Annotated in this window: 10 protein-coding genes; 1 reads left to right on the forward strand and 9 read right to left on the reverse strand. The window is 59.8% G+C overall.

The features are described from left to right. Positions 1-159: 159 nt before the first annotated feature. The 8 genes from PD282_RS23840 to PD282_RS23875 form a co-directional block, all read right to left on the reverse strand. Positions 160-1,578: a response regulator transcription factor gene (locus PD282_RS23840; protein WP_274653834.1), complete on the reverse strand. Its 1,419-nt coding sequence runs from the start codon at positions 1,576-1,578 to the stop codon at positions 160-162. Continuing rightward, positions 1,571-3,367 (reverse strand): sensor histidine kinase, encoded by a 1,797-nt coding sequence (locus tag PD282_RS23845; RefSeq protein WP_274653836.1) that lies wholly within the window; start codon positions 3,365-3,367, stop codon positions 1,571-1,573. The genes PD282_RS23840 and PD282_RS23845 overlap by 8 nt, the downstream gene beginning before the upstream one ends. 771 nt (positions 3,368-4,138) lie before the next feature. Beyond that, positions 4,139-5,041 (reverse strand): carbohydrate ABC transporter permease, encoded by a 903-nt coding sequence (locus PD282_RS23850; protein ID WP_274653839.1) that lies wholly within the window; start codon positions 5,039-5,041, stop codon positions 4,139-4,141. 13 nt (positions 5,042-5,054) lie between these two features. Continuing rightward, complete coding sequence (locus PD282_RS23855) at positions 5,055-5,945, reverse strand: ABC transporter permease (protein ID WP_420832375.1); 891 nt, start codon at positions 5,943-5,945, stop codon at positions 5,055-5,057. A 224-nt stretch (positions 5,946-6,169) separates the two neighbouring features. Then, on the reverse strand, positions 6,170-7,873 hold the full coding sequence (locus PD282_RS23860; protein WP_274653842.1) for an ABC transporter substrate-binding protein: 1,704 nt from the start codon (positions 7,871-7,873) through the stop codon (positions 6,170-6,172). 105 nt (positions 7,874-7,978) lie between these two features. Continuing rightward, positions 7,979-9,541, reverse strand: a complete 1,563-nt coding sequence (locus PD282_RS23865) for a response regulator transcription factor (protein WP_274653860.1) — start codon at positions 9,539-9,541, stop codon at positions 7,979-7,981. Between the two features lie 5 nt (positions 9,542-9,546). Then, a complete protein-coding gene (locus PD282_RS23870) occupies positions 9,547-11,340 on the reverse strand; it encodes a sensor histidine kinase (RefSeq protein WP_274653863.1) in 1,794 nt (597 codons plus the stop codon). 6 nt (positions 11,341-11,346) lie between these two features. After that, positions 11,347-13,194: a helix-turn-helix domain-containing protein gene (locus PD282_RS23875; protein WP_274653865.1), complete on the reverse strand. Its 1,848-nt coding sequence runs from the start codon at positions 13,192-13,194 to the stop codon at positions 11,347-11,349. Positions 13,195-13,393: 199 nt separating this feature from the next. Between PD282_RS23875 and PD282_RS23880 the strand changes: the two genes are divergently transcribed. After that, positions 13,394-14,020 carry a hypothetical protein gene (locus tag PD282_RS23880; protein WP_274653867.1) on the forward strand — a complete coding sequence of 209 codons (627 nt, stop codon included), beginning with the start codon at positions 13,394-13,396 and terminating at the stop codon, positions 14,018-14,020. A 313-nt stretch (positions 14,021-14,333) separates the two neighbouring features. Here PD282_RS23880 and PD282_RS23885 read toward each other — a convergent pair whose 3' ends face one another. Beyond that, the gene (locus tag PD282_RS23885; RefSeq protein ID WP_274653869.1) at positions 14,334-16,067 is read right to left on the reverse strand and encodes an extracellular solute-binding protein; all 1,734 of its coding nucleotides are present in this window, start codon (positions 16,065-16,067) and stop codon (positions 14,334-14,336) included. Between the last annotated feature and the right edge of the window lie 66 nt (positions 16,068-16,133).

The following is a 16,133-nucleotide window of genomic DNA, read 5'->3' on the forward strand; positions in this document are numbered from 1 at the left end:
TGCGATTATTCCTGTCTTTTATTATGTTCTCCGCGCTTTGAACCGTCCATGTACACGATTTATCGTTTCCCGCTGAAAACAAAAAAGAAAGCTTTCAGCGAAAGCTTTCTTCTAAAAATCGTCTATACAAGGGCTAAAAATAAAGCATAGACAGCGCGATTATGCTCGTTCGCTGCGGTACTGAGCAGGCGTTTTGCCCGTCACCTTCTTGAACAGCCGCGTAAAATAAAAATAGTCGCGGTAGCCGGTTTGTTCGGCGATGTCCTGGATGGAGCCGACTTCCTTCTCCAGCAGCTCGCAGGCGTAGGCGATGCGCAGCCGGGACAAATAAGCGGTCAGCGTCTCGCCGACCTCCTTCTTGAACAGCTGGCTGATATAGCTCGGATTCATATAAAATCGGTCGGCCAAGTGCTGCAGCGAAATTTCCCCGCGGTAATGATCGGTTACGTACTGCAGAATCGCTCTGAACGTCTGGTTTTTCGTCTCGACCGGCGGCGTGCCCGCTTGCCCGAGGCAGCGGGCGGTCAGCGCCATCAGCTCCTCCAGCATCGCGAATACGTCGGCGTGGGCTTGGACGAGCTGCTCATAGCTGTACAGCATCGTTTCCGACTGCCCCAGCTCGAACAGAAACGATACCGTCATGTTGTACACCTGAAAAGCGTGCCGGACGGACAGCGCCTTCTCCGCGAACAGCTGCCCGATCCGCTCGAATGCGAGCGCCGCCGCCGCATGATCCTTAACGCGGATCGCATCGCGCATGCCGCCGAGCAGCCGGTTCAATTCGTCCGTCTTGAACGGCTGCCGGGCGGCGTAAATACCCGGCTCGAAAGTGACGAACGTTTGATGGGCCAGCTCGTCGGCGGCGTCAATCGCAGGCTTGATCGCTTTCGGACCGGCGATCGGCCCGCTGATGCCGATGCCCGTCAGGCCCGGCGGCAGCCCGCCCTCCCAGCGGATGCGCAGCGCGTCGATCTGCCGGCCGGTGAGCAAATAAGCGGTCTTGAACGTGCCCGTCTTCAGCTTGACGACCCGCCGGTCCATATCCGGCAGCTCGCGGGTACCGACGGCGACGACGGCCGCGGTCCGGTCCTCGTCCCAGTCCGCAAGGCCATGTGCTTTCAGCTGCTCCAGCAGCGCCTGCTCGCCGCCCGCTCCCGGGTCTTCGAGCAGATGGAGGAGCGGCGATGCTGCGGCAGGCCGGGCGGCGTCCAGCGTAACGCGGATTTTTCTCAGCACGCCGGATATTTCCGCCTCGTCGAACGGCTTCAAGCAGTAAGCGGCGGCCCCGTAGGCGAGCGCCTTCTGCGCATAGGCGAATTCCGCATACCCGCTCGCGACGACGAATTGAACCGGAAACGGCAGCGCTATGCCGCGCTGGATCAGCTCCAACCCGTTCATCTCCGGCATCCGGATGTCGGTGAAGACGACATCGGGCTTCAGCGCCCGTATCGATCCCAGCGCATCCATCCCGCTGTAAGCCTGCCCGGCCACTTGAAAGCCGTGCGCGTTCCAATCGATCAAATCCTTCAAGCTTTCGACGACCCAGCTCTCGTCGTCGACAAGAAGCACGTTATACATGCTGCCGTTCCCCCTCGCCTGCAATCGTCAGCGTGACGACGCATCCGCCGCCCGCTGCGCTCTCGATGTTCAGGCCGCTGCCGCCGCCGCACATCAGCCTGATCCGGTTGTTGACGTTGACGAGACCGATGCTGGTTCGTTCTTCGGCGGCCGTCACGCTTTCCGGCGGCTCCGCCAGCATCGCCTGCAGTTCCTGCAGCCGCTCCGGCTCGATCCCCATTCCGTTATCCTCGACGGTGACGATCAGCGTCCCGTCGCCGCGAACGGCTCCCCGAACGATCAGGCGGCCGGGCTTCAGCGACGGCTCGAAGCCGTGCACGACCGCATTTTCCACAAGCGGCTGGAGGATCATCTTCGGAACCGGATAGGCGCGCGCCTCCTCGGTCAATTCTTCGTGAATCGTGAAGCGGTCCGTAAAGCGGATTTGCTGTATGCGGACATAGGACTCGGTCACCTTCAGCTCGTCGGCCAGCGGAACGACGTCCGCTCCCTTGATGCTGTAGCGGAAGATGCTCGAGAGCGCCCGCGTCATCGTCTTGATTTTGCCCTGACCGCTTGCGGCGGCGATGCCGGTAATCGCCTCCAGCGTGTTGTACAGAAAATGCGGATTGATCTGGCTGCGCAGAAACGCAAGCTCGGACTTCTTCTTCTCCAGCTCCGTGCCGTACAGCCGTTTGTTCGTATCCAGCAGCCGCTGCGTCAGCTGCTCCGTCTCGTCCAGCAGACTGTTGAACTCGTCCGCCATGATGCTGATTTCCATATAGCCCTGCAGGGAAAGCCTTTTCCCGAAGGCGAGCAAATCGCGTCTCTTGGCGGTCGTCATAAAGAAGATCATTTTCTTCAGCGGGCGCAAAATATTATTCATGATAAACATGAACGGCACCGCCAGCAGCAGGAGGCACGCCGCCAGCACGGCCAGCTCCGTTCTGCGGATATCGAGCAGGTCGCGCAGCAGCTCGTCCTTGGGCGCGATGCTCAGGATGCTCCAGCCGATGTCCGGCAAATCGACCGTCTGCGCGACGTACGGCTTGCCTTCCCACCGGATCGTATGATCGCCGGGCGTCTTGAAGGCCGTAAGCGCAGCTGGCAGCCGGCTTCCCGCCTCCGTGTCCGTATTGCTCGAAATGACCTTGCGGCTTCGGTCGAGCACGTAAATTTGCGTACCGGTCTGCGCCATGCCGAGCGTCACCTTCTGGTCGCCGACAAGCGCCCGCGGATCGAGAATAAAAAACAGCGTGCCGACGTTCGTGTTGAACCTTTCCCCCTGCTGCTTATAGGTAATCGTCGTGGCGAAAATAAGCGGCGCGGTGGAGCCGTACAAACTCCCCATTTGCTTCATATCGACGTAATACGCGTTCAGTTTGCCTTTCAGGGCCGATTTTAACGGAGACACATACGGGTTGCCGCCGTTCACGTCGATCCACGCCCCGTTATTGCCGGAGATGACGATATCGAGAATTCCGTCCTTCAGCTCCTTCTGGCTGGAGATGAGCGTGCTGAGCTTCTTGAACCGGTCGAAGCGCTGCAGATGATTTTGTTCGACCAGGTAGCTCTGCACGTCCTCGTTGTACGAAATGTTCTGCATGAGCCGGAAGATGACGTCCCTGTTGGACGCGACGTTCTTCTCGATCTCCGAAATCGTCTGATCCACGTATTCTTCGTGCCGCCTCGTGATCATGCCGGACATCATCGAATACGTGTGGAAAATGATGACCAGAATCGCCGCGATGGCGGAAGCCGCCAAAATCAGCAGCTGCGAACGAATCGATAATTTTCTTAAGAAGGCCATCGCCGTCATCCCTATCCCAAAATGAAATCGCTGTCATGGCCTATTATTGGGTGTACCGGCGGCCAAAGTCAATTTAAAATAATGGGAGCCGCAAGCCCATCACGTCTTTGGCCTATTGCCGCGGGCCGGCGCAAAGCGAAAAACCGTCAGGGCAATTGCCCTGACGGTTCGCGCCGCATCGTAGTCACGGCAGTACCAATCAATTGTATCGCTCTGGCCCTGTTGGATGCTTAAACGGAGCAAGCCGTACCGTGCTGGAAACGGCCATTCGTTTTTTCATTCCGAACGCCTCCGTGTAACTCACCGTGACGTGAATATTGAGGGAAGATGTCTGCCGCATCCGAAAATCGCTCAGCTTTACCGGGGAAGCGTCTTATCCCCATTCAGCCGAAATAAAACATCCTGCAGAACTTCAGCCTGCAGACCGGCATCGTTAAAGTTCGCCACATAATAAGGCAGACTGTTCGGCTGCTTGAACAGCGTTCGTTCGCCTTCCTCCTGGTGCTGCTCGATGGCAGCTTTTAATGAAGAAACGACTTTGCCCCCGACCGCATTCCCCGCCCCGGTATCGTACGATTCGCATAAAAAGGAAATTCGAAGGCATCGGTAAATGTTTTTACTGCCCAATACAAGAAAAACGAGCGCAGAAGGACCGCACCTTTTCGAAGATGTGCGTTCTTTTGCGCTCGTTCCCGGCTTTTTTTGAGAGACGGCTTCATCCCATCCAATCGCATCGGTTCTTTTTTCCAGGACGCTTTCGAGCGGTCCGCGCTACTCTTTCACACTGCCGAGCTGCAGGCCGTGCACGAAATATTTTTGCAGAAACGGGTACACGACGAGAATCGGCACGGACGCCACAATCGTGATCGACGCCCGGATCGACATCGGCGTGACCAGGTTGCGCGCCGCTCCCGGATCGGCTCCGTTCGTCACCGCTGCGCTGCTGTTCGAGTTCATCGACGACGAAATCAGCTTCATCAGCTCGTATTGCAGCGTGCTCAGGTTTTGCTTGGACGAAGCGAACAGGAACGTATCGAACCAGGAGTTCCACTGTCCGACCGCGACGAACAGCGCCACGGTGGCCAGCACCGGCTGGCAGAGCGGCAGGATAACCGAAACGAACGTGCGGAAATCGCCTGCGCCGTCCACCTTGGCCGATTCGATCAGCCCTTCCGGCAGCGTCTGCATATAGGTGCGGATGACGATCATGTTGAAGGCACTGATCAGGCCGGGGACGACATAGACAAGAAAATGGTTCAGCAGATGCAAATCCTTGATCAGAAAATAAAACGGAATGAGCCCCGCATTAAAATACATTGTCAGCACGATCAGGATCGTGACCGGCTTGCGGAAGACGTATTCTTTCCGGCTGACCGTGTAGGCGAGCATCGCCGTCAGAAAGACGCTGAGCACGGTCGACAGCACCGTACGCGCAACCGACACCCAGAAGGCGTGGAACACCGTCCCTGTCGCAAATACCGCCCGGTAGTTCTGACTGGTCCAAATTCTCGGCCATAAATAAATGCCCCCGCGGATCGTATCGTTGCCGGCGTTGAGCGAAATGGCCAGCGTATTGAGAAACGGGTACAGCGTAACGACGGCCAGCGCGATCATGACGATCGCGTTGAACGTATTGAAGGCGATCGGCTCCAGGCGATACGTTCTCGTTCTCATCCATAGCCCTCCTTCATATCAGCCTGTCTTCCCCGAACCGCTTGGCGATTGTGTTGGCCGCCACGATGAGGGTGATGCTGACGACCGTTTTGAAAATGCCGGCGGCGGTAGCAAGCGAGTAGTTGCCGACCTGCAGCCCGTATTTCAGCACGAAAATATCGATCGTCTGCGACCAGTCGATCACGACGCCGTTGCCGAGCAAATACTGCACCTCGAAGCCCGCTTCGAGAATCCAGCCGAGGTTCATGATCAGCAAAATGACGACGATCGAGCGGATGCCGGGCAGGGTGATGTAGAGCATTTTATGATACCGGTTCGCCCCGTCGATTTCCGCCGCCTCGTACAGCGAGGGGTCGATCGACGTAATGGCGGCCAAATAAATGATCGCATTCCAGCCGATTTCCTTCCAGACATGGGACGCGCCGACGATGCCCCAGAAATAATGCGGCTCGCTGAGCCACAGGACAGGGGAATGGATCAGCCCCAGCTTCATGAGCACCGTGTTCACGATGCCGTCGTCCACGGACAGCGAATTCGCGACGATGCCCGTCACGATAATCCACGACAGAAAGTGCGGCAGGTACGAAATCGTCTGGATCGAGCGCTTGTACAGCTTATGCTTGATTTCGTTCAGCAGAATGGCGAACACGATCGCCGTCACGAAGCCGGACACCATGTTGATCAGGCTCATTCCGATCGTATTGCGCAGCACGCCGAGGAACGTATCGTCGCTGAACAGAAACTTGAACTGCTTGAAGCCGACCCATTCCTGCTGCGCGAAGCTTCGCGCCGGCTTGTAGTTCTGAAACGCCATCGTCCAGCCCCAAATGGGATAGTAGGAAAATAAAGCGACATATATCAGGATGGGCAGCGACATCAGCATCAGCTGCTTCTGTCCCCGCATCCGCCTGAATAGGGACGTTTTGGGAACGGCCGCGAGCTCGGCCCCGATCTGCGCCGTCTGTGCCGTCTGCCCCGTCCGCCGTGCGGCTTTCGAAGCGCCTGCCATGATTTCTCTCCTCCGATCCTCCGTCTAAGCGCACGTTGCAGCGCGAGCGGCGGAAAGCCTGCGGCGGCGATTCAAATCCGCTCCGCCGATTGCTTTCCGCCGATTGCGAGCCGAGACGCTTAGTTGTTCGACCAGTTCTTGATCCGCCACTGGATTTGGTCGTTAATGCGGTCCTCATAAGCCTTCACGTCGATTTTGCCGTACGCGTCGACGTATTCGTTCCAAACGGAGTCGAACTGGTCCGGCTTCGACATGACCGCTTTCGGCAAAAATTTGAGCGACGCGTCGTTCATCTTTTTGCTGGCAACCGAGGCGTCGGAGCCGTCGATCAGGTCGACCTGCCAGGCCGGATAATAAACCGGGTTTTCAGGCGGCGGCGAGAAGAAATCCGTCCACGTCTTGTGCTTGTAAGCCGCCAGCAGCTCCTTGTCCTGCGGCTTGAGCGATTCGTAGAACTCCTCCGGCTGGCTGCCCGGATCGGTCGCGTTGCCGTCGCTGTAGGTGCCCTCCATCTTCGGCGCCGCTCCATAGAAGCCGTCCGCGCGGTTGGCCAGCTTCCAGGTCGGATCCTCCTGCTGCTTGCGCTGCTCCGGCGTCCGGTAAAACTTGCCGTCCTTGCCGACCTCGTAGTCGACGCCTTCCTCGCCCCAGCTCAGCAGCTTCTGGTATTTCTCGTCCATCAGCGCGTCCAGGAATTTGATGATGCGCACCGGATCCTTGGCGTCGACGCTGATGCCGAAGCCGTTGTTCAGGTTAATGACCGGCCGGTCGAGGTAATAATCCTTGATGCTCGAATCGTACGTCAGCGGGAAGCCGACGTAGGTCTGGCCGATTTTGTTCTGGGAGATGAGCGTGTCCTCCGCCGGCTGGAAGTTCCAGTGCTGGTCGAACATGCCGAGCACGCGGCCGGACGAGATTTTCGCCAAATACTGGTCGTAGTTTTGCACGAACGCTTCCTTGTCCATCAGCCCGTTGTTATACAGGCCGTTAAGCACCTTGTAATACCGCTTGGCGATGTCTTTGTCCGCAAACACCGATGCCACGCCGTTGTCCACGACGACGCCGCCGTCGTTCGGATGGCCGGTCAGATGCTCCGGCGCATTGAGCAGCGGGAACGTCCGCCAGTCGTACGCCAGCGTCGTAAAGCCGATCGTCGGCTGGCCGTCCGGCGTCGTCGGATGCTTCGCCGCATAGTCGCTGATCAGCTTGATATAATCGTCGAGCGTCTTCGGCGTCGGATAGCCGGCTTCCTTCAGCACGTCCTTCTGAATCCAGAAGGCCGGGCCGGAGTAGTAGTTGATATGTACGTCGCCGGTATAGGCGCCGTAATTCGGCAGCCAGTAAATGTGGGCGTCGCTCGGGTCCTTCATCCGGTTCCAATATTTTGCGTAATGCTCCTTCAGGTGCGGCGCGTATTTGTCGATCAGATCCTCGAGCGGAATGACCGCTCCTGCCGACACCAGCTTCGGATCGGCCGTGATCAGGTCCGGATAATCGCCGCCGGCGATCATGACGCCGAGCTTCTGCTGCAGATCGCCGACGAGAAATTCCATATTCAGCGTGACGCCGAGCTCGTCCTTGATCTTCTTGTAAATCCGGTTGTCCGGCGTCGGCTGCTGGTTCGGCGTGCTGATAAAGGCCGAAATCGTAATCGGTTTCGTATCGTCCGATGCCGAGGCGCCGCTTCCGCTGCCTGCGGACGAATCGCTCTGGTCCGCGGTTCCTTTGCCGTTATTGCCGCCGCTGCAGCCGACGATCGCGAGGCAGAGGGCCAGGATGAGCGAGAACGAAGCCCAGAGCTTCTTTTTTGATGTTACCCCCATTGGAAATGTTCCTCCTTTTGAAATGAATGTGCTGGCTCTGCTCTCATTATGCCGGTTTGTATGCGTTTCCAACATAATCAGATTAAAGCATTGTGCCCCCTTAATTTAAGGTCGGCCATCCCGTTCCGCAGAAGGAAGCTTCCCGCCCGCCTGCTTGTAATCCGCCGGCTTCATCCCGAGCCGCCGCTCGAACTGCTTCAGGAAATGCTGGTAGTTCCGGTAGCCGAGCGATTCGGCGACCGTTCCCGAGGGCAGGCCGGTTTGCAGCAGGAGTCGCCTCGCTTCTTCGATGCGCAGGTCGTGAACGAAGTCGAGCATCCCCATGCCGTATTTGCGGGCGAACAGCTGCCCCATATAGACGGGATTCATGTAAAAGCGCTCGGCGATCTCCTTGATCGTGACCGTTTCGCGGTAATGCTCCCGCAGAAATTCCGCGACCTTCGCCGCCGTGCCGCCAGTATGCTTCATCTGCAGCGCTAACGATGCGTCCTGGCATTTCCGGCAGAAGGCGGCCAGACCGGCTTCGATGGCCCGCAGGCTCCTTCGTCCCCCGCTTACAAGGAAATCCGCTTCCGTTAGCAGCGCATCGGGGTCGCCGCCGAGCTCCTTATATACCGAAACGCAGCGAAGCAGCGTTTCGGTCGCGAAGCTGTCGACCAGCTCCGGCACGGTCATGCGGGCTTCGAACGCGCGGAACGCCGCGCCGACGGCCGAAGCAAGCCGGTCCGGGTCGCCGCCCTCCATCGCGGCGGTAATCGCATCCGCCGCCTGCAGCGCGGACGTATCGCACGAAAGCGTCCTGTCCTTTACGTCTTCGTAATGGACGATGCCGCTCCCCCCGCTGAAAAAGAGAAACCGTCCGGCCTTCTCCGCGCAGCGGAAGGAGCGGTCCAGACCGCCGAGGTCCGTTACGCAGCCGACGGCGATGCCGGCCCGGCCGGCTGCCGCGCCCGCGGCCGTCTCATACAGGCGCTGGGCAAAACCGCGCAGGCCGCCGTCCCCGGATTCAAAGTCACCGCCGTAAACGAGCCCGAACGTTCCCCGGCCGCAATCGATCAGGCAGCAAAAGGCGAACGAATCGGCCAGCCGCTCGGCCGCTGCGCGCGCACGTTCCGTCTCCTGCGGGTCCGTCTCGATGTGAATATAAACCCATCGCTGCAAAGGCAGGTGAGACAGTGCGCGCAGCGCCTCCCGCTTCCCGGCCTCCTCCCCGCCGAACAAGAGCACCGAAAGGGCGTGCCGGACGGCGTATCGCCTTGCGCTGACGCGGATCGCCTGCTGCCGCTCCCGCTCGCGCAGCTCCCGCTGCAGGCGGGCGAGCAGCTCGTCAGCCTCCCCGCTCACGACCGGCTTGGTTAAATAATGCCGCACGCCGAGCCGCATCGCACGCCGGGCGTATTCGAAATCGTGATAACCGCTCGCAATAACGAACAGCGTGGAGCGATTGCCGAGCCGGCGCGTTTCCTCGATCAAGCCGAGCCCGTCCAGCACCGGCATCCGGATATCGGTGACGACGAGATCGGGCGGAGAGAGGCGAATGCGCCCGACCGCCTCCTCGCCGCTTCCGCAGCGTCCGTCGATGCGGAACCCCCGCTTCCCCCAGTCGATCATCAGCTCCAGCCCTTCGAGCGCAAGCGGCTCGTCGTCGACAAGCAGCACGTTGTACATCGCCTTTACGCCTCCCTTTTCCATTCGTTCGATTCCAGCCGGGAGAGCGGGATTTGAAAGCCCGCCTCCGTCCCTGCACCCGGCTCGCTGCTCAGCAGAAAACGGACGTTGCCTTCGTAAAACAGCTCCAGCCGCCGGTATACGTTGCGAATGCCGACATGGCCCTCTGTTTCCCGCTCGGAACGGGCGTCCGACATAATCCTCCTGAGCGTTTCCCCGTCCATGCCGACGCCGTTATCGACGACGCCGATTTCAAGGGCGCGCTCCGTCAGCTTCGCCGAAACGCGGATCAAGCGGTCCCCTTTGCGCGCCTGCAGCCCATGCTTGCAGGCGTTCTCGACAAGCGGCTGGATGCTCATGCGCGGAATGCGCAGCGGGAGCGCCGCCGGGTCGACGTCGAATGCAAAATCGAACAGGCTGCCGAAGCGGAATTTCTCGATCTGCAAATACATCGACGTGAACTGCAGCTCCTCCTTCAGCGGCACGAGGCCGTCCGCCCGGCTGAGCAGCTGCCGCATGAGCAGCGACAGGTTCTTGATAATCTCCGTGACGTCCGAATAGCCGTTCTTCGTGCAGACCACGAGCAGCGCGTTCAGCGTATTGAACAGAAAATGCGGATTCATCTGGCTCTGCAGCATCGAGAGCTCGGTGCGAACCCGCTCCAGCTCCAGGCTTTTCTGCCGGATTTCCAGCTTGTAGACGTCGTTGATCAGGGAGGTGATTTTCCCGGTCATCATATTGAAGGTGCGGATCAGGCCGCCGATCTCGTCCCGCCCCTCCTGCAGGTCGATCGGGTCGAAGCGCTCGTTGCGTACCTTCTGCATATGCCGCGACAGCTTCTTCACCCGGTAATGATACGAGCGCAAAATAACAAAAATGAGCAGCGACGGAATGACCGTGCTGACGACCGCCAGCCAAATAATGGAGCGGCGCGCATCGTCCAGCATGCCGTCGACGCGCCGGGTATCCGCGGTCCCGATCAGCTTCCAGCCCTTGACGTAGCTGAGATTCCCGATTGTGCGCTCCATGACGGTATCCGGCTTTGCCGTCGCGGGCGGATTCGGCACGATCGGCGCGTTCTGCTGCTCGGCCCCGTCGCCGGTCGCCACGAGCCGGTTCTGCCCGTCGACGAGGCGCAGCTGCAGGCTGTCGATTTCGCGGTTCAGGATGCCGTAAATTTTGCCGACGTTCAGGTCGATGCGCAAATATTTCTGGTAGGTCGCGTACGACGAATAGCTCTTCATTTTGCTCACGACGCTGATCCGCTTGCCGGGGTTGAAACCGCTTTCCTCCTCGTAGGCCACGACCATGATGTTGTCGTCCGACTGCTGCAGCTGCCCGAGCCAGGGCAGGTCGCGGGAGACGCTGCCGATCACGTGGTAGCTCGCGCCCGTCTGGATCGTCGGGTTGTCCGTATAAATGCGGATTTCCAAAATATTCGGGTATGCGCCCATATAGCGCTTCAGCTTGTCCCGCAAATAGCTGTAATACTCGTCGTAGTATTCGACCGGCGAGCCGTACTGGCGGTCGAGCGCTTCGTAGAGCGAATCGTCGCTTGCGATCGAATGGCTGAGCGCAACGCTTTCGTCGATCATGCCGAGCAGCTCGCCGGAGGCGCGCTCGATCGATTTGCGCAGGTTGTCCTGCTCGCGGATGCGGATGTTGGCCGAATTTTGCTGGTAGAAGAACAGGTTGATCGTCATGATCGGCAGCAGCACGCACAAAAAATAAATCAGGAGAAATTTGTATTTCAGCGGAATATCGTTCACATGGTGAAAAAACGGCCTTCCGGTCCGCATATCCGATCACCCTTGCGTTTGTTTTTTGTAGGCCGACGGCAGCTGTCCCGTAAGCGCTTTAAATTTTGCGGTAAAATATTCGGCATCGTGGTAGCCGAGCGTCCGGGCGATCGCGGATACCTTCATGTCCGTACGGCGGAGCAGCTTCTTCGCCTCCTCGATCCGGAGACGGTGGAGGTAATCGTTAAAGGGGAGCCCCGTTTCCCGTTTGAACTGCTGGCCGAAATAGACGGGATTGAAGCCGAATCGTTCGGCAAGCTCCTGCAGCTGGATTTTATCGCGAAAATGACGCTTCAGGTACAAGACCGCTCCGGTCACGGCCGGATTGCCGGTACGCGCCGCTTTCCGCTGCGCCAGCAGCTCGGCGGCCCGCACGCACTGACGGGCGAGCGTTCCGGCCGTCCAGCTCGCCGCGTCCGTCAGGCCGTCCTCGCGCAGCAGCTCCTCGAGACCGGCTGCGCCTCTCTCGGCAGGCGCTGCGAATTTGCGCAGCAGCTCGCCGCGAATATATCTGGCGGCGAACTGCGCCCATTCCTCCTGTGCGTCCGCCCGGGCAAGCAGGACGAGCAGGCCGCGGGCCGCTTCGCGGATGCCGTCCGCGCCGCCCGTCTCGATCGCCAGGAGCAGCTTGCCCGCGCTGTCCGTCACATCCTCCAGCCGGCACGGCGCAGCGGGCTCCGCCTGGCGGTACGCATAAATACCGGCCCGTCGGCCGAGCAGTGCCCGGCTGCGTGCCGCCATCGCCTGCCGGTACAGCTCCGGCAGGGACGAGAACCCGCAGCCGCTGCCGCTGCAATAAATCGCCTGCCCCTGCAGCGGCCAGTCCGGCCGCCCGGCTGCTTCCGTCAGCCGGGCTTCGAATTCGGCGCCGCCGGCTTCCTCGCCCCAGACGAGCAGGCCGGCGCGGCCCGGCGCTTCCTCGAACGGGCAGCAGCGCAGCCGGTTCCCGAAGGCGGCCTCGACGACCGCACGCAGCTTCGCGGAGCCGCAGCCGAAAGCGGCAGCAGCCGGGCCGGCCGGGCCAATTGCAGCGGCCGCCGCCAGGCCGGTTGGGCCGATTGCGGCGGCTCCCGCCGCTGCCGAGCCGGCTAGGCCGATTTCTCCCGCCGCCGGGCCGGCTGGTCTGTTTGCCGCCGATGCCGGGTCGGCCAGGCCGTTTGCTGCGGCCGTCGGGCACGCTGGGCCAATTGCAGCAGCCGGCGAGCGCGTTGGGCTGATTGCCCCCGCCGCTACCGAGCCGACGGTCTCGCCGATAGCCGCCGATGCCGAGGCGGCGGCAGCGTCAATGCCGGCGGGCGCCGCCCCGCCCGGGAGCGGCTCGGCCAGCAGCAGCCGGCAGCGCGCTTCCCCGTCCGCGCCGAGCATGCGGGCAGCTTTCGCGGCCGCCGCCTGTCCCCCGTCCTTCAGCGCCTCGACGATCGCGGCGGCCGCAGCGGCTTCGCGGTCCCGGCCGGCCTGCGCTTCCTCCAGCCGCCGTTCGTCCAGCGTTTCGCTCAGCTCCGCCAGCAGCCGGTGAATCTCCTCCGCCATGAGCGGCTTCAGCACATAATGCTTCACCCGGTAGTGAAGCGCCTGCCGGGCATAGCTGAATTCCGAGTAAGCGCTCACAATAACCGTGAGGGGAACCGCGCCGAGCTGCTCGTTCATCGCCCGGATCAGCCCGATCCCGTCCAGCACGGGCATCCGGATATCGGTTACGACAAGATCGGGCATATCCTGCCGGACCTGCGCAAGCGCCTCTTCGCCATCCGTTGCCGTACCGCTCAGCTCGAATCCGTAAGCCGCCCAGTCGACCATCGTTTTCCAGCCTTCCAGCATAAACGGCTCGTCGTCCACTACAAGCACTTTATACATTCGATCCTCCCGCCGAATCAAGTTTTTATGTACAAGTATGGCATTGGTTCGAAAAAACGACAATACCGCCCGGCCGAAAGCCTCGGGCGCTGGACGGGGCCGGAATTCAATGCGATGTTTGCCGAACCCGTTTTTTTGCGAGGCCGTCACCCAATTTGTGGTAATATGGATTATAGTAGCAAAAGGGAGGCTCCTGTCTATGTCACAAACCATCATTCCCCGAGCCGCCGTGCAGGGCACGGCAACGGGCGTTCTCTTCATGGCGTTTTTCGGCACGTTGTGGGCGGGAATCGGAGTCGGCGGGCTGGAGGGCTGGGGATTCGCTTGGCTGCTCACGCTATCTCTGCTGATCGGGGTTGCGCTGCTGCTAGCCGGATTGTTGCTGATCCGGGCCGCCCGCGGGCTGTCGAACGAAATGACGGAGGAGGACGCCCGAAGGGAGCGGACTTGGAGGTTATTCGGCATCATATTCGGTCTCGAAGGCGTATTCATCGGCGCAGCAGGTGCAATTTGCAACGCTGCAAATCGCTTTGATCTGTTTTTCTCCGTGATGGCGATCATTGTCGGCGCGCATTTCTTTCCGCTGGCGTATCTGTTCCGTGTCAAGGTCCACTATATCGCCGGCACGCTCCTGTGTCTCCTCGCCGTCGTCGGCCTGCTTCTCGTTCCGTACGACACGGTTCTCGGCCAGCATCAGATCGAAATGCGATCGGTCGTCGTCGGCTTCGGCTCAGCCATCATCCTGTGGGGAACGGGAGCGTCGGTTTGGATGATCGGCCGCCGGCTGCTGGACAAGGCGCGAAACGGCTCCGGAGCCGGTCTTTAACGAGAGGTCCCCGGTTCAACAAACGCGCGCCCCGGCCCGGAACACTCAGATCGCCAGAGCCCTGTCCTCGGGTCGCGATCGGATCGCCATCGCCGGCTGCAATGCCCCCTCGCAAAAACGGTAATACGCAGCAAAGCGGGGCCGCCTCCAAGGACAGCCCCGCTTCCGGATATCATTTTGTTTTACGAGCTTTGCTTTGCCTTACGAGCTTTGGTTTTGTTTAGCTTTGGCCTGACAAGCTTTGCATGATAATCTTTGCTTTACAGGATTTGCTTTGCGGGTCAAGCTTTTCCGGGTTCTCTACAGTTTTGTCTTACGAGCCTTGCTTACGCTGCGCGAACACCTTCTGCGTCTGCTCCGCCTGCCATTTGACGAGATCGTCGTAGCCGAGACCTTTCGCTTTCGAAATCATTTCGTCTTTCAGCTGGTTGAACTCGCTATCGTTTTTCGCGAAAACCATTTTCCAGGAGTACTGCTTGATGACCGTGGCCACCTGGTTCAGCTTCTGGTTCAGCGTCTGATCCATCACCGCCGCCGGCTCGGGAAGCGCCTTGTTGATCGCAAGCTGGTTGTTTTTCTGCAGCAGCTCGTGCGGCGTCAGTGCGCCTGTCGTTTCGCGCCACGATTTGTCGACCGGGTTCGGGTTATCCTTCAGGACCGACGACCAGCTGTTCCAGTCATACGGCTCGCCCGTGTTCGGGTTGATATTGCTGATTTTGAGCGTCGTGTTGTTGATCTGGTTCGTGCCGTCCTTGTACTGGCCGCCGCCCCATTGATCGGGCACCTGCGTCGTACCGTCCCGGAGCGCCTTCTTGCCGAAATCGGTCAGCACGGCCTTGCCGTCCTTCATCTCCCACGTCAGCCCTTCCGGCCCGTTCGTCATCGTCATGACGCCTTCGGGCGTATACAGCCAGTCGATCAGCTGCATCAGCTTCTCCGGATGCTTCGCCTTCGAGCCGATCGACCAGATGCGGTTGCCGCCGTACGGGTTCTGCCCGTAGGAATAAATGCGCTGCTGGTCGAAGCCGACCATTTCGAAGCCTTTGCCCTGATCGGTATGGTTCGGCGTGTTGTACGCGCTGTCCAGCCACGGGAACCAGGAGAACAGCACCTGGCCGTCGCGGTATTTGTTGCTGACGTCGTCAAATTTCTGCGTCAGGGAGTCCGGATCGACGAGCCCCATCTGGTTCGCGTCGTAATACAGCTTCAGCGTCCGCAAATAAAAGCCGTCCGCGTCCAGCAGCCCCTGGTATTTATCCTGGTCGGCCGAGACGAGCAGCATGTTGCTCTCATCGTAGCCGTACATGCAGGCGAACTGCTTCGCCAGCGTCATCATGTTGCCGTCCCAATCGGACCAGAGCGAGAATCCGTACGTCGGCCGGCCGCTGTCGCTTTTCGGCTCGAGCTCCTGCATTTTTTTCAGGACCGGCAAAATATCCTCCATCGTCTTGATTTTCGGGCTGCCCATCTTCTGGTACAGGTCCCAGCGCATGTCGAGCTGATAGGTCATCGTGTTGCCTTCCGACGGACCGGATGCGCCGTTCGCCGCCGCATCGAAGCCGATGCCGTAGACGGATTTGCCGTCGCCGTAAAATTTCTTCTGCTTATCGATCGCTTGCGGCAGCGTCTTCACAATATCCTGCCCGTATTTATCCAGCAGTCCGTCCTTGGTCCAATCCAGCAGCGCGCCGGCCTTGATCGCGTCGAGATAATCCTGGCCGTCCGTGCCGAATACGACGAGGTCGCCGAGGTTGCCGGACGCCATCTGCGTCGCGTACTTGTTCGCCCCGCCCTCCAGGTTTTGCGAAATAATGTTCATTTCGATCCCGAATTTGTCCTTGATGACCTTGGCGAACCAGCCGCCCTGCTTGCCGGAAAAATTCGCGAGCTGGGAATAGACGTCGATTTTGTAGACGTCCTTGGAATCGTCCTTTGCCCCAGAGCCCGTGCCGTCCGCCGTGCTGCCGCCGCCGGAGCAGGCCGCCAGTCCGGCCAGCAGGACCGACGACATTACGACCGCCGGCGCTTTTTTGAATATGCTTTTCATGCTTGCCTTGACCTCCCTTAAAAATGTGAAATGATTTCGTTGACGTTTACGTCATGCTATCGGTTG

Origin of the sequence: Paenibacillus humicola (assembly GCF_028826105.1) — a bacterium.
Classification (GTDB): Bacteria; Bacillota; Bacilli; order Paenibacillales; family Paenibacillaceae; genus Paenibacillus_Z; species Paenibacillus_Z humicola.

What these genes read in the sequence shown, in the direction of transcription:
- PD282_RS23840 (WP_274653834.1), bottom strand. Translation starts at nt 1,578, where the DNA reads ATGTATAACGTGCTTCTTGTCGACGACGAGAGCTGGGTCGTCGAAAGC.
- PD282_RS23845 (WP_274653836.1), bottom strand. Translation starts at nt 3,367, where the DNA reads ATGGCCTTCTTAAGAAAATTATCGATTCGTTCGCAGCTGCTGATTTTG.
- PD282_RS23850 (WP_274653839.1), bottom strand. Translation starts at nt 5,041, where the DNA reads ATGAGAACGAGAACGTATCGCCTGGAGCCGATCGCCTTCAATACGTTC.
- PD282_RS23855 (WP_420832375.1), bottom strand. Translation starts at nt 5,945, where the DNA reads ATGCGGGGACAGAAGCAGCTGATGCTGATGTCGCTGCCCATCCTGATA.
- PD282_RS23860 (WP_274653842.1), bottom strand. Translation starts at nt 7,873, where the DNA reads ATGGGGGTAACATCAAAAAAGAAGCTCTGGGCTTCGTTCTCGCTCATC.
- PD282_RS23865 (WP_274653860.1), bottom strand. Translation starts at nt 9,541, where the DNA reads ATGTACAACGTGCTGCTTGTCGACGACGAGCCGCTTGCGCTCGAAGGG.
- PD282_RS23870 (WP_274653863.1), bottom strand. Translation starts at nt 11,340, where the DNA reads ATGCGGACCGGAAGGCCGTTTTTTCACCATGTGAACGATATTCCGCTG.
- PD282_RS23875 (WP_274653865.1), bottom strand. Translation starts at nt 13,194, where the DNA reads ATGTATAAAGTGCTTGTAGTGGACGACGAGCCGTTTATGCTGGAAGGC.
- PD282_RS23880 (WP_274653867.1), top strand. Translation starts at nt 13,394, where the DNA reads ATGTCACAAACCATCATTCCCCGAGCCGCCGTGCAGGGCACGGCAACG.
- PD282_RS23885 (WP_274653869.1), bottom strand. Translation starts at nt 16,067, where the DNA reads ATGAAAAGCATATTCAAAAAAGCGCCGGCGGTCGTAATGTCGTCGGTC.